Source organism: Neoalteromonas flava, assembly GCF_002807685.1.
In the GTDB taxonomy this organism is placed as follows: domain Bacteria; phylum Pseudomonadota; class Gammaproteobacteria; order Enterobacterales; family Alteromonadaceae; genus Alteromonas_E; species Alteromonas_E flava.
This window is the reverse complement of sequence record NZ_PEAX01000005.1, coordinates 270,166-284,749: the sequence shown is the minus strand read 5'-3', so window position 1 is coordinate 284,749 and position 14,584 is coordinate 270,166. Positions and strand designations below refer to the sequence as shown.

The 14,584-nt window shown below is 45.5% G+C and carries 11 protein-coding genes; 6 read left to right on the top strand and 5 right to left on the bottom strand.

The annotated features are described in order from the left end of the window. The first annotated feature begins 139 nt into the window (after positions 1-139). A complete protein-coding gene (locus CSH92_RS13280; RefSeq protein ID WP_100658118.1) occupies positions 140-955 on the top strand; it encodes a substrate-binding periplasmic protein in 816 nt (271 codons plus the stop codon). 455 nt (positions 956-1,410) lie between these two features. After that, on the top strand, positions 1,411-2,247 hold the full coding sequence (locus CSH92_RS13275) for a substrate-binding periplasmic protein (protein ID WP_164084745.1): 837 nt from the start codon (positions 1,411-1,413) through the stop codon (positions 2,245-2,247). Between the two features lie 88 nt (positions 2,248-2,335). On the opposite strand, the gene CSH92_RS13270 is transcribed toward CSH92_RS13275, so the two are convergent. Beyond that, positions 2,336-3,361 carry a mechanosensitive ion channel family protein gene (locus CSH92_RS13270; RefSeq protein ID WP_100658116.1) on the bottom strand — a complete coding sequence of 342 codons (1,026 nt, stop codon included), beginning with the start codon at positions 3,359-3,361 and terminating at the stop codon, positions 2,336-2,338. Between the two features lie 297 nt (positions 3,362-3,658). Here CSH92_RS13270 and CSH92_RS13265 point away from each other — a divergent pair, with 297 nt between their 5' ends. Continuing rightward, a complete protein-coding gene (locus CSH92_RS13265; protein ID WP_100658115.1) occupies positions 3,659-4,615 on the top strand; it encodes a glycoside hydrolase family 16 protein in 957 nt (318 codons plus the stop codon). Between the two features lie 13 nt (positions 4,616-4,628). On the opposite strand, the gene CSH92_RS13260 is transcribed toward CSH92_RS13265, so the two are convergent. Together CSH92_RS13260 and CSH92_RS13255 are read right to left on the bottom strand one after the other, a co-directional pair. Next, the gene (locus CSH92_RS13260; protein ID WP_100658114.1) at positions 4,629-5,054 is read right to left on the bottom strand and encodes a hypothetical protein; all 426 of its coding nucleotides are present in this window, start codon (positions 5,052-5,054) and stop codon (positions 4,629-4,631) included. Positions 5,055-5,200: 146 nt separating this feature from the next. After that, positions 5,201-7,003, bottom strand: coding sequence for a glycoside hydrolase family 3 N-terminal domain-containing protein (locus tag CSH92_RS13255; RefSeq protein ID WP_164084744.1), 1,803 nt, complete (start codon positions 7,001-7,003; stop codon positions 5,201-5,203). 260 nt (positions 7,004-7,263) lie between these two features. On the opposite strand from CSH92_RS13255, the gene pbp4b reads away from it, so the two are divergent. Next, positions 7,264-9,684 (top strand): penicillin binding protein PBP4B, encoded by a 2,421-nt coding sequence (pbp4b, locus tag CSH92_RS13250; RefSeq protein WP_240612811.1) that lies wholly within the window; start codon positions 7,264-7,266, stop codon positions 9,682-9,684. Between the two features lie 75 nt (positions 9,685-9,759). After that, the gene (locus CSH92_RS13245) at positions 9,760-11,133 is read left to right on the top strand and encodes a Na+/H+ antiporter NhaC family protein (RefSeq protein WP_100658111.1); all 1,374 of its coding nucleotides are present in this window, start codon (positions 9,760-9,762) and stop codon (positions 11,131-11,133) included. A gap of 4 nt (positions 11,134-11,137) precedes the next feature. Here the strand turns inward: CSH92_RS13245 and CSH92_RS13240 are convergent, their stop codons facing one another. Together CSH92_RS13240 and CSH92_RS13235 are read right to left on the bottom strand one after the other, a co-directional pair. Further along, positions 11,138-11,566 (bottom strand): VOC family protein, encoded by a 429-nt coding sequence (locus CSH92_RS13240; protein ID WP_100658110.1) that lies wholly within the window; start codon positions 11,564-11,566, stop codon positions 11,138-11,140. 12 nt (positions 11,567-11,578) lie between these two features. Then, entirely contained in the window at positions 11,579-12,997 is a 1,419-nt protein-coding gene (locus CSH92_RS13235; RefSeq protein WP_100658233.1) for an aldehyde dehydrogenase family protein, read from the bottom strand. A gap of 341 nt (positions 12,998-13,338) precedes the next feature. Here CSH92_RS13235 and CSH92_RS13230 point away from each other — a divergent pair, with 341 nt between their 5' ends. After that, positions 13,339-14,337 (top strand): hypothetical protein, encoded by a 999-nt coding sequence (locus tag CSH92_RS13230; RefSeq protein ID WP_100658109.1) that lies wholly within the window; start codon positions 13,339-13,341, stop codon positions 14,335-14,337. The last annotated feature ends 247 nt before the right edge of the window (positions 14,338-14,584 follow it).

The following is a 14,584-nucleotide window of genomic DNA, read 5'->3' as shown; positions in this document are numbered from 1 at the left end:
ATTTTTGTATCATTTTTCCAAACTGTATTAAGCTTAATATCGTGAATATCTTTATTAGCCTTAATTTTCTGAGCTAATAAAACGTTGTTGGATATAAATTTCGCTATGGACAGCTATGCTTGTGGGTAACGAGGTATAGATGCATCATAATGTCCAGCGGACTGGCTTAGTAGGCGTAACAGTCTTAGTAGTAGTTACCATGTTCATCAGTTTTGTTGCCAGAGCAAACGATACGCTCACGGTGAATTTCTGTGTACCCAATGCTGATGTTTATCCTTTTTTTATATATCAAAATGCCACGTTGACAGGGACTAACCCCGACATTATGAAGAGAGTCTTTGAACAAGACTCTCTAGCTAACGTGCAACTAGAATTTGTACCCCGTCCCTGGAAGCGTTGCGACGTTGAACTTAAGGCCGGAACGGTAGACATGATCGTGGGTAGTTACCGATCAAGCAGAGATTCTATAGGCATTTACCCAAAAGAAATAGGCGCGGCTTATGCCAAGGCCATATTTTCAACAGTTGAAGTGTGTTTGACAACATTAAGCAACGAGGCTCTTATTGAAAAGGTTAGCGCCGGTCTCAAAGGAGGAAATAAGCTCACCGTTGGCGTGGAAGCGGGTTTTTCGCAGCAACACAGCGACAACGTCGTCTTTGAGTGGCTTGTTTTATACAACTATTTAGAAAAATATCGGTTACTTGAAAAAGGTCGTGTTGATGCTATTGCACAAGTATGTAGTATCGACAAAAATCCAATTAAAACCAAAGTAGAAGACGCAGGTTTTCAAAACATAACCACTATTTACCCCCCGTATTTGTCGAGCGATGGTTTTGTCATTTTTAGTGAGCAATTCATTAACCAGCATGAGGAAATTGCGAAAAGAATTTTAGATGGGCTTGAGAGCATTGATAAACAATCCATCTTCGAGAATTACAGGCCGTCAAATCAATAAAACACAATCGCGCTAGCTTATTTATCTAACCTCGCTACACACCATTAGTTATGCGTGCTTAAGATAGAAACTTGCCGCCTAAATTAGCTGTTTCATGCACGCCAGTTAATCGATAGTCATGGCCGAACGAGGGTAAGAATCCTCAAAGTTCGCAAAGGTATGTGTAACGATATGGGAATGGATGATTATTTGCATCCCAACGCTGAGCTAGAAGAGCCGTGGGAGGACCTCATACTGTCACGTTTAGCATACTAGAGTCATGTTTTAGGATGCCCTTGTGGAACTGGTTTTACTATTCGTTAAAAGGCGCTAGACTGAATAGCGACAGCTTATAAAGTGAGCTTTAAGTATGAAGTTTAAGAATGCTAAGTTAACTCTGGTCGTTAAATGATTTTTAGTAGTACTGTTTGTATATTCCCTCCAATTAAATTAATCGGCGTCAAGGTGATCGTAATTTGAACAAGCCATTTACCGAACACCGGCAAGTACCCTCTTCTTTCCGGCAGTTATTATCTTTGTTTGGTTTTCTTTGTCTGTATTTGATTGCACTGCCAAATAGCGTCGCGTCTCAAATTATCACTATCGCCTATGGAGATGCTTACAAACCCTTTGCATACGCGGGTGATAGGGAAGCTGAAGGAATTCAGGTGGACTTTGTAGAAGAGCTACTCGTGACCCGGCTAGGCCTGACCGTACAACATGTGTCTTGCCCATGGAAACGTTGTCAACGCATGGTCTCCGAAGGCACGCTCGACGGTTTTTTTACTGTACCTACCAGCGAACGAGAATCCTACACACAAGAGTCAGAAATACCGTTCTACACCACCGATTTTGTTATCCACGTTGCGCAAAAAAGTCCAGTCATTGAGCAATTACGCAAGGTAACATTTGTCCCTGAACTGTTGGCGATGCAGGAGCTACGGCATGTATTTATGCGTGGTTCAGGTTGGCATGAAGAAATGCTTAAAACCGCTCAGAATGTAACCCGTGTCGCAGATGCGTCTGTGATCCCCATGATGCTTATCCAAAATCGTGCCGATCTTTACATCGAGCAGGCCGAAATGTTTCAATTTCAAGCCGCTCAGCTTGGTTTAGATGAACAACTCTTAACGCTACCTCGCCCGATTATTCAGCGCGTTAATTGGCATTTATTTATTAGTAATAAATCTTCCAACATTACCCTTCTACCGCGCCTCAACGCCTTACTCGCAACGCTAAAGGAAAGTGGAGAACTAGAACAACTGCAACGCGAAATTTTTGCGCGCTACAAAATCAAATACATCGCTAAGTAAAGTAATGCATTGTTAAATGCACGACGCCCTTGCGCTCATAACTCGCTGATCTTAAGCATTAAATTGTGCCTAATGTTCTCGACAATCCCTAATCAGTATTGCTTTTACTCTGCTCCAGCAATACTGAAATTTGCTGCTGAATGAGTGCTATTTGCTCCTTCTTAAGTTGCTTTTCTTCGGCATCTGTCGTTACAGATAGAGCTTTGTGCAATTCCTCTAGCTCAGACTGCAACTGCTGGACTGATAATTCTTGTTGCTCAGCTTGTTCAGCTTTATCAAAAGCAACCTCTTCGTGCTGCTCGTTATGCGCCTTTACCAATTTTTTCTTTGGTGCCTGTGGGATTACAGCAATGTTCGGATCGGTGGGCCGCTGCGCCATGTAATTGGGCGACAAGATTTCAATGCCGCGTTGATGAAATTCGTCGAGTATCGCCCTGTGCAATTTGGATTTTGCCGTTAGTAGTCCTTTAACCTCTGTTAATAGCCCTGAAACACGATAACTGACACTGAAATCCCCTAACTCTATCACTTGTACAAACCCTTCGCTTAGTTCTGCCTTTTTTGCAGCACTGGATAAGACATCTTCTACAGTTTCATGGTGCACATCATAGCCAATACTAACGTTTGCAGTAATTAAAGTACCGGAAGAGCGAATAACCGAAACCGGATGCGCTATCAAGTAGCTATTGGCGAGAGAAATAAGCTCGCGTTGCTCGGTTTGAATTTCTGTATCTAATAATCCCTTTTCAGAAACCCGACCAAAATAGTCATTGCAGCGAATAAAATCGCCAGTACGAAAGGGCTTGTTTAGCCGTAAGACAAACCCGGCCATTAAGTTACTAACGATGGTCGTAGAAGAAAAAGCAATAACACCGGAAACCATTACGCCGAGTAACGCGAGCACTTGGTTGCGTGAGCCCTCACTAACGGGTAGAGAAAGGATGACTGCAACAAACGCAATAATAACCAATAACCCAAAACCCAACTGGCGCGGCAAGCGCTGTTCCACGCTGAGCTCAGGCTTGTTGAGTAATACGCGGTGCGCCGTAAAAACAACCATCGCAGTTACGATAAGCGTAATGAGAAGAGGCCCTGATTGGGTTAAGCGTTCCATGGTTATCCTTACAAAGTAATACAATCATTCGTCATGATACTGCTGCGGCACTACAAAGGGGCGCGAATGGACAGAAACTCTGGAAGTCAGCCCATTACGTCGATAACCGCAGTTCAGCTTACTTCAATCCTAACGAATCAGAACATAAATATCAGCCTAGTTCTTTACTTCGGTCGCACACAAAAATTAAGTCCCTTTCGCCTCAAGAGTGACCGCACTGGTCGAGGGGTAGTTGCAATATACTCATTGGCATTTAATCTTTCAGCTAATCAATAAGCGCAGAAGGGTGCCATACAAATGCTGAAGAAAAGCACGTTTACAGGTCTTTTATTGGTCGTATGTTCAGCGCATGCAAACAACATTACAAGCACTGAGGTGTTAACCGCATATCCGGAATACACCGGCGAGTACCCTGGTTTTAGTTTAGTCCTTGACGAACGGTTCGACGAATTTAATCAGGCGATTTGGAAAACTGGCGATGGTGCTGTAGGGGTTGAGTCCGCCTGTCGTTTTCAACCACAGGGGGTGCAAGTTATCGATGGCATCCTAACCCTGTTAGTCCAAGAAGAAGCTATTGCAGCTGGTTGGTCGGATGATCACCAGCAAGAAAAAAATGCCTACGAATTTTCCTGCGGTGAAGTGCATACGCATCCGCACTTAAACATTCGCTATGGGCGTCTCGAAGCCCGCATGAAAGCCCCTAATCGAGCCACTGCTTCAGGTTATATTTCCTCTTTATTTACCTATACCAATGATATTGATCCGCAGGCTTCAGCCGACGCTATACTTGAGTGGGAAGAAATTGACGTTGAACTTGAAGGTGGGCGACCGGACAAATTTCAGGCAAATTTAATCTACGGTGTAAATACATGGGAATGGTGGCGCACTCGGGCTTACGGCGCTTGGGAAGATAAGATCGTTGTTGGGCCCGTGGATGAATGGCGTGTATTTGCCATCGAATGGTTACCCGATGCAATCAAGTGGTATGTGGACGGCGAGTTAGTTAAAACCCTGCATCAAGATGATACCGACTGCAAACCCAAGTGCATCGGCGAACAACGTTTCCCCGCCCCTATTCCTGACAATCCTACGCAACTATTCGTTAATTTTTGGATCCCGAATGACGCAATTCAAGATACCTTTGGTGGCAACAAAGCGCGTAACCGCTACCCAATGAAAACCGAATATGATTGGATCCGCTATTATCAGCTTGATACCCACCCTGTTGAGTGGTCGGCAAGCCCAGAGCAATAATCGTAGCGGTTAACTAGGGCAGGGTTTGCAACTGATGTTTAATCTCCGCGCGCACAGCATCCGCGCGCGCGAGGATCAGCTCTACCGACGTATTGTGTTGTTGAATTTTATCCCAGTGTTCGTTCCAGTGCTGCTTTAACTCGCTGGTTTGCGATTCAACTTCGGGGGAGATCAACGCACTTAACTCATGGATCAGACCTACTTTTACCCAACCAATCCGAGGACTTCCCTCTTCCGCATTATTGTCATAATGCAACGCATAAATATTTTGCTCTAACTCAGAAAGTAATACGAGGACCTCAAACGCAGCCTCACGGATCGTATTATTGTCTTCTGTCACTTCTAAACGCCACGTGTTGTAAGTAAAGCCAACAATCGCAAAAACCACACTGAACATAGCCGTCAGATAATACAGAGTAAATTTTTCACGTATGGTCACCAGTGACTCCTTGGGTCTGTCGTTAATGTGCAAGTTAGACCGTATTAAAAATAGAAAGCTTTCACCAGAACTTTTAGCACTGGTCTTCTTGTGGTCAATCGAACTTGCCCTTCACACACAGATAGCCCGAATAACCTTTGCCGAATCTATTCGGGGAGCAATCCATTAACAGTTACCGGTAAAGTACCATTGGCCCCCATATGACCCGCTAAAACTTTGGCTAAGGCGTCAAACATAAAGCCGCGGGGCTGTGCATTGCTATCTGCGTATACGCGATAATCATAGGTCACAAGAGCAAGATCCAAATGGGCGGCAAATCGTTCGATAACATAAGGCGCACGCAGTGCAGCAAATATTCGTATTTTTTGTTGTTGTGAGGCGCGTTCAAGTACCTGTCTAATAATGCTGTACTGCGCCTCTTTATCGATGCGATTTTGCCAGTCGACCCAATCGTCCATCCCGCCCATCTCGGCCATACTGTGTTGTGGAGAGATATCACCAATAAGTACTGCTGCTGCCCCATCTAGTACTGTATTTACTCGTTCTGTGTCGATTTCATTGGCTAGAGAAAAACAAGCGTGAACCGGAAGCTTAACGTCGTGGAGAGCAGCTTCCATCGCAGCGCATCGCGCTGCATCTGGCATCAACATCAGAATGGGCTTGGCGGCAATAGGCAAATCAACCTTTTGCACGACTGGCGTAATTGCCGCTTCAGCAAGCGCTGACTCTAATTGATCAAACCGCGGCAATGGGGTTGATGTTTCTTTAACTTTGGTTACCAGCGACTCTTTCAAGCGCTGAATGCGTGTGACAGATTCTGCCAGCTCAGAAGCAGAAACCATACCGATGCCGGCACTTGCATTGGCAGCCCGTTGTGTACCGATCTGCTCTTGCACCGATTGCATGAGCTGATTGTATTCGATGATGTCTTTTGGCGTCCTGATGGTAAAGGGCATGAGCGCGATATCTGCTCCCGCATAAAAAGTTTGTAACAGCGCTTCTGCCGGTGCCATGTAATGCGCGATGCCTGCCATATCCATGGCGTCGGTAACAATGATACCTTTATAACCAAGTTCCTCGCGTAAAAGCGTGGTCAATATAGTCCGCGATAAGGTAGCCGGTAGAATCGTCTTATCACCGTTTCGGGTCTCAAACTCGCTGCTGTCCAGCGCAGGGTATTGGATATGCGCCGTCATTATCATTTTGGGATGTGCATTATCGGGGGCATTAATCGCTTGTTTAAAAGGTAATAAATCCACCTGCTCAATCAACTCACGTGAATGCGCCACATTCGGCAAACCAGTATGACTATCAATATGGGTGTCACCATGGCCGGGGAAATGCTTCATCGCAGCAATGATACCGTTCTCTTGCAGTGCCCTTACCGCGGCAAGCCCTAACTCGGAAACCACTCGGGCAGACTCGCCATACGAGCGCACATTGATAACCGGATTGAGGGGATTTACGTTAACATCTACGGTGGGTGCGAAATTCACATTCACCCCGATAGCGGTTAGTTGCTTAGCTATTGCAGTATTGATGCGCGTTGCAAATGCAGTATTTTCTCGCGCATAGCTCGCTCCAATTGCCATATTGCCGGCAAATGCATTGGTCTCACTAACTGGGAGCCTCGATACACGGCCACCTTCCTGATCAATCGCAATAAACAATGGCGGTAAACCAGCATCAGCTACTGCGCCTTGTAGATCTGCAATTAATGCTTTTACTTGTGTTGCTGAGGCGACATTTTCTGCAAACAGGATCACACCACCAATTTGGTGCTGCACAATCAGCTTTTTTAACTCAGCAGGTAACTGAGTAACCGGCTCACGGCATTGTTCAGACTGCGTATTTGATGGACAAAAATAGCGGATATCCAACATTTGCTTCTGACCAAGCATAAAATTTAACGGCTTTGCGCTTATGGGTAGGGCAGTGGCTAACAGCATAAAAAATGCTACCCAAAAGCAAGACCTGAATGTGATGAAGTGCATTATAAAGGAATGTCCTCTCAGCGTTTTATAGCCCAGCGTTATGAGCGACTGTAGCATAGTTTTGTAAAGTAAGGCTTTATTCAAACTCGTTACAAAGTTAATCTGCTAGCTGTTGTTTGCTGAACAATCGCCAACTGAAATCAATAACTAATATGATACAGATTGTAAGGAACTTATCGCGGATACCCGCACGGCTTTTGACGTTGAGTCTGTTAATGCTGTTATCAAGCTGCGCGATCCAAAGCCTAGTGCAAATGCCTTCGGCCAATCAAAATCAACGAGTAAAGGCGTTGGTCATGCATTTTACTGCGCTAAATTATGCCGATTCAGTCACTGCACTGGTCGATGAAGGCGGGCTCAGTTCACACTATCTAATACCTGAAAATGGCGATGAATCTTACCCTTACGATAAGTTGAAAGTATTCCAGTTAGTAAAAGAAGAAGCGCGCGCTTGGCACGCGGGACAAAGCTACTGGCAAGGTATGAGTGGCTTAAATGATCAATCGATCGGTATTGAAATTGTTAATATCCCCGAGTGCGCTCGGGACCAAGCACTTTCTTCAAGTCGAGCTGAAAATGCCGCTAACCGTGTTTGCCTTTTTCCCGACTATGATCCTCAGCAAATTGAACTGCTCATTGAGCTGAGCAAAGAGATTTTGGCGCGCAATCCTGATATTCACCCAACCGCGGTTGTCGGTCATGCTGATATAGCGCCGCACAGAAAAAGTGATCCTGGCCCTCGCTTCCCTTGGTATCAGCTTTATCAGGCGGGGATTGGCGCCTGGTACGATAACGCCGAATTTATCGCTTATTGGCGTGATTTTAATCAGCGACTACCGCATATTGGACTGACCCAAGCAGCCTTGCAAGCTTACGGCTACGGCGTTACTGAGACCGGAATTTTAGATGCGCCTACCCGCGATACGCTGGCCGCTTTCCAGATGCATTTCACTCCTTGGCAAGTGGATGCTTCCAATAGTAGCCAAACCAATGCCGCGCTATTTGCTCTTTTGGATAAGTACTTTCCAGCCAAACTGAAAGCCTTGATGTTTCGTTATCAACGCGAAGCAATAGCGGGTCCAGTTCATAATGTGGTCCAACCGATAGGCCAGATAGACCGGATTTTTCCAGACGCAGAGCCGTCAGACCGCGAACTTGTCAATAATAAGGCTCGCTTCAAAGCCTACCAGGGGCGCGGTACGTTGCGTTTGGAAAATATCTCTGCCAAGCCGCTGACTGCGGATATTTTTGTTAATGGGCAAAAACTCAACTTAGCCGACGAATTCAAGCCTGACATTCATTATGAATATTCATTGTCACGCCGCACCCGAGATGGCGTCAATGCGCTGGCTATAAGCAATGTGCAACCAGAGGATAGTCAGCTTAAAGTCGTTATCCCCTACCCTGAACTACAGAACCAAGCGCACACAACGATTGATTTTAGCCTCGTCGATCAATTAATCACTGCAGATGTTGCCAATGGATTCCCAGGCGCAGTCTTGTTAGTCGCTCACCAAGGTTCCATCATAAAACACCAAGCCTACGGCTTCGCTAAACGTTACGATGAACAAGGCCGCGAATTAGCCAGCCCAGTGCCAATGACAACAGATACCGCGTTTGACATTGCCTCTAATACCAAAATCTTTGCAACAACACTGGCAATTATGCGGTTGGTGGAGCTTGGCTTACTCGATATCGACAAGCCGTTGTATCACTATTTACCCGAGTTTCGTGGTGCTGGGCGCGATGCCAGAACAACGCGAGACCTACTGACTCACACTGCAGGTCTGGCACCGGAAGTGCAATTCTTCCGCCGTGACAATTCAATGGGCGAACGATTCTTTTCGCAACAAGCAGAGCACACTAAACGTCTACTTTTGACTCAAGTTCCCTTACTTACCAGCAATGGGATAAAGATGAGCTACAGTGATAGCAGCTTTATGTTGCTGGGTATTCTCGTGGAGAGAATAAGCGGTTTACCCTTGGATACCTTCGTTGAATCTAATCTTTATCAACCGTTAGGGTTAACCCGCAGCGTCTTTACCCCTAGGCAAAAACTTAACAACGAGCAACACTATGCTGCAACTGAACTAATGGGTAATACACGGGGTGGCCGTATCAACTTTGACAACATTCGCACTCATACGCTTGCAGGTGAAGTTCACGATGAAAAAGCGTTTTACAGTATGCAAGGTGTCGCGGGGCATGCAGGTCTTTTTTCTACGGCGCGCGAACTCGCGATTTTGGCGCAAATGCTACTCAACGGCGGCGGCTACGGCGAGCAACATTTGATGTCAGAGTCCATCATCAATCAGTTTGTCTTACCCAGTGCCGTCGATAATGCCACTGGATTGGGATTTCGACGGGCTGCAGGCGGAGAGCGACGCTGGCAATTTGGTCCGTATGCCAGTGAGCGGGCATTCGGTCATACCGGTTGGACGGGCACACTCAGCGTCATCGATCCGGAACATGATTTAATTATTATTTTACTGACCAATAAGCGCCATACTCCGATTCATACTGTGTTTGATAATGCTGGTAACGAGACTGTTGCTTTTGCGGGTGACAGCTTCGAAACCGGCCGTTATGGCAGTATTGTTAGCCTTATTTATGAAGCTGTATTGTTTAATGACTAGCCTGGACTTGCACCTTAGTGGCCCTTGTGCAAAGCTCCAGCAGCCCCAAAGCCAAATAATTTCATAAGGACCAACATGGACTGGATTTCAATTATCCCACCACTCGTAGCTATCGCTATCGTGTTTTGGAAAAAAGAAGTTATTCTGGCGTTGTTGATGGCCGTACTGTGTGCTGAAGCACTGCTTTTAGTCGGTAGCGGTGAGCAAAGTGTGCTGCTGAGTCCAATTAATAGTATCGAACGGGTGATTGCTATCGTTACTGATGGTGGTAACGCACGGATCTTATTATTTAGTATCTTGATCGGTGCGCTATTAGCCTATCTCAGAGACTCCGGTGGAGTTGCTGCAACGGTCGCACTATTAGTAAATAAAGGTATTGCGAAAGGCAAACGACAAGTCGGCGGCTTAACCTTTTTAACCGGCATTGCTGTTTTTATTGAGTCAAACTTAAGCGTGTTGACGGCGGGTATTTTATCCCGTGGACTATTCGATAAATTCAAGATGAGTCGGGCTCGCTTGGCTTACATCATTGATAGTACCAGTGCCCCCGTGTGTATATTAATTTTGTTGAATGGTTGGGGTGCCTTTGTCTTAGGCCTGCTGAGTACCTATGAATTAGATAAACCACCAGCAGCTATTTTGTGGGGCAGCGTGCCGTTTAACTTTTACGCCATTTTTACCCTAGTGATTGTGCTATATACGATTTTCACCGACAGGCTACACGGCCCAATGAAGCAGGAGGAGACGCAACTCAGTAGTACCGATTCTGAGCTAAGCGCCGCACCCGCAACTAAAGCGCGTTTTATGCTAGTTCCGCTGTTAACCATGGTTGTTGCCATGCTTGGCTTTATGCTATGGACGGGAGAGGGCGATCTTGCTGCCGGCAGTGGCAGTAAATCTGTACTTTATGCTACGGTACTCGCCTGTATGGTCGCCTACTTTTTATTGCTCTTCCACCGACGATTTAGTCACCAAGAATTAGTGACTGTCGGTTTTAAAGGGATGGGCGAACTATTGCCCTTAGTAACCATTGTTTTACTTTCGTTAACCTTAGGTGCCAGTCTTAAAAGTTTAGGTACTGGGGTATTTGTCGCCGGGATCGTTGGTGAATATTTATCTGTCTACTTGATCGTACCCTTACTGTTTGTGGCCGGCGGGATCATGTCATTTACTACAGGTACTAGTTGGGGCACCTTCGCGATCCTTGTACCGATTGGCGTTCCCTTAATCCAGACGCTAGGACTGCCTCCAGAATTAGTATTGGCCGCCATACTTGGCGGAGGCATTTTTGGCGATCACTGTTCACCCATTTCTGATACTACGGCGGTATCCTCAATTGCTGCAGGTTGCGACCTACTGACTCATGTGAGAACGCAACTCCCCTACGCCTTATTTGCTGGGGGACTCAGCTTATTAGCTTTTACATTTGCAAGCTTTGTGATGATTTAAGCGCTTACGACGCAAATAATTGCTCTATGTCAGCAAAGGCTTTGAATTCAAGTGCATTACCGCAGTAGTCGAGTAGAAACATGGTTGATTGCTCACCAACTTCGCCTTTAAAGCGCGTATAAGGCGCGATAACGAATTCAAACTTTTGCGCTGATAGCTTATCTGCCAATACTTGCCAATGCTCTGGTGGTAATACAACCCCAAAATGTGGGACAGGCACGGCTTTACTATCAACTTGATTGTGCTCAGGTGCCGATGGCATTCGCGCGACTTTATGCGTGACCAATTGATGGCCAAAGAAATTCCAATCAATCCATTGTTCACTGCTGCGCCCTTGTGCACAGCCTAACAAGGCTCCATAAAACGCGCGTGCATTAGTTAAACTACTCACCGGAATGGCAAGATGAAACGGAGAAACTGTCGCTGTTGTCAATCTACTAGCCCCTTACTGCAGTTTTTTCAGCAAACTTAATTTAGTCTTATTAAACGGCGCGTAGCGCACGTCTAAATCAAACCAAAAACTGCGCTTCATCACAGATTTCAAATGACTGAACGTATCAAAACCCCATTTACCGTGGTAGCTCCCCATCCCTGAATGTCCAACACCCCCAAAGGGTAATTCAGGGTTGACCATAAACATAAAGCCGTCATTGATACATACGCTGCCCGCGCTGGTCTTCTGCAGAATTTTTTGTTCTAACTGGCTGTTCTTAGTGAACAAATACATGGCGAGCGGCTTCGCCCGCTGATTAATTAAGCGAATGGCAGCATCCATTGATTCAACCGGAATGATCGGCAGAATAGGACCAAAGATTTCTTCTTGCATCACTGTAGAATCTAGCTTGGGATCTAACACTATGGTTGGCGAAAGGTAACGCTCATCAATATCTACAACGCCGCCATGAATGACATTTTGCCCTTCTAAGTAACTTGCCAAGCGTGCGCAGTGACGGGTATTAACAATGCGCCCATAGTCGGCCGAGGCGCGTGGGTCATCACCATACTGTTTAATCAGTTTGCGCTTGATAGCATCCAATAAGGGTTCAACGAAGTCTTGCTCAACTAACACGTAGTCAGGCGCAACACAGGTTTGCCCGGCATTCATCCATTTAGCCCAAACAATGCGCTGTGCAGTAACCTCAAGATCGGTATTTTTATCAACAATACAGGGGCTCTTGCCACCTAACTCTAACGTCACCGGCGTTAAATGTTCCGCCGCCGCGCGCATAACAATTTTACCGACCGCTTCTCCGCCGGTATAAAAACTGTGCGCAAAAGGCAATTTCAGGATCTCAGTAGTTTCCTCTTTGCCCCCCTCAATTACGCAAAACGCTTGATTATCCAAATACTGTGGAATTAATTTGGCAATGAGGACGGATGTCGCCACCGAAAGTTCGGAAGGTTTTAATACCGCGCAATTACCCGCGGCTATCGCTGCGATAAGCGGTGCTAAAACAAGTTGAAAAGGATAATTCCATGCACCAATGATCAGCACTACACCTAATGGATCAGGCTTAAGGTAACTTTTGCCGGGTTGTGCTAACAGGGGTGAAGAGACTTTGCGTGTCTTCATCCAGCTTTTTAGGTGTTTTAGCGTGTGCTTGATTTCTGCTTGTAAATAACCAATTTCAGAAATCCAAGCCTCCATCTCACATTTACCGAGATCTTGCTTCAAGGCCTTTTGGATGTCTTGTTGGTGTTCTTCCACAAGTCGACTAAGCTGTTTTAGCTGCTTAACGCGCCATTGGTATTCAAAGGTCACCCCCGAATTAAAATGCGCATCGAGTTTCGCAAAGGAATCCTCAATGTAACGAAAATCGTCTTTACGATTAGTGCCTGAAATATCAGAAATAGTCGCAGTCATAGTCCATCTCATTCTCGATTTAATCGGTGCATTATTGCACACCACATAGGCTATTAGTACGAGATTTCGTGCTGCTTGATCAGTCAACCCTTGCGCCAACATACACACGAAGTAAGCCCGCTTATATTTCGGTTATGGTGGTTTACCAATGCTATTTCAATGCACTGGTATGTTTATGATGTGACCAACCAACATTTAGTCAATCTGCTCATTTTTCTTTGGTGAATTATGCCACCACCTTTAAAAGACAATTTAAATCATTGTTTTTTAGTGCTTTTATTTTTGGCTTCGATATTGCAAAACAGGCGATGTACGAATAACGAGTAGAAAAAGGAACGCACATGTATACCGATGAAGATTTAAATCAGGCGGTGCAAAACAATATTCTCACTTCTGCAGCAGTGCAGGATTTTCGCCATTACATAAACCAAACTCGAAACTCGCATGCAGTTGATGAGGAAAATTTCCGTTTGATCAACGGCTTTAATGACATTTTTGTGGTTATCGCCAGCGGATTATTGTTGGCTTCTCTAGCATGGTTAGGCTATTCAGTATCTCCCCCACTTGGCGGTATCGCCGTCGCATTGGGATCGTGGGGACTGGCAGAGTATTTTGTTATCAAACGACGCATGGCACTACCCGCTATAGCGCTGCTGTTGTCCTTTTTACTTGGGCTATTTGCGACTCCCATTTTGTTTCAACCTGAAACCAAAGAGTTTGCCCTAATTGCTTCAGGCCTATTAACCACCGTCGGTGCGATTTGTCATTGGCTTCGCTTCCGTGTACCGATTACTGTGGCAGCAGGAGCCGCTGCATTGACTGCTGGTATCGTCGGCGCCATTTTGTATTACTTCCCAGCAACAGTGTTCTATGTGAATAACATTCTATTGACCTTTGGCCTGCTGATTTTCGGTTTGGCTATGTACTGGGACAGCAAAGACACTAAACGTCAGACGCGTGCCTCCGATGTGGCTTTCTGGCTACACTTATTGTCTGCCCCAATGATTGTGCATCCGATATTCCAAAGTCTTGGTGTACTTGATGGTAATGGTGGGATCATGATTTCGTTAGTAGTTTTAGGGTTGTATGTGTTATTGGCCTTGATCAGTATCGCAGTAGATCGCCGCGCCATCATGGTTTCAGCGCTAGTGTACGTAATTTACACGTTCTCCAGTTTGATGGAGACATTCGGCATGGTCACCTCAAGTTTTGCGATTACTGGCTTATGCATCGGGTCTTCGCTGCTATTGTTATCAGCGTTCTGGCATGGCTGCCGCAAGTGGGTTCTGAAGCTGGTTCCTGCACAAGTGCAAGTAAAGCTACCTGTCATCAAAGCATAAGCAATTCCCAAATTTGAAATTCGTTGTCCTGAAAACCAAGAGAGGCTATTGCCTCTCTTGGTTTATTTGAGCATTTTTCTGATAAGAAAAAAGAGTGCCAAACCACATACACAAGCAAAACAAAAATCCACCTATAACGCTTAGCATAAAGACGTTTAATATAGATGCATGTACGCTTTGTGAAATTTCAGCTCTTTGTACCAAGCTCAATGTGAGAAAGTACAGTGGAACAAAAATCGAAGTTGTG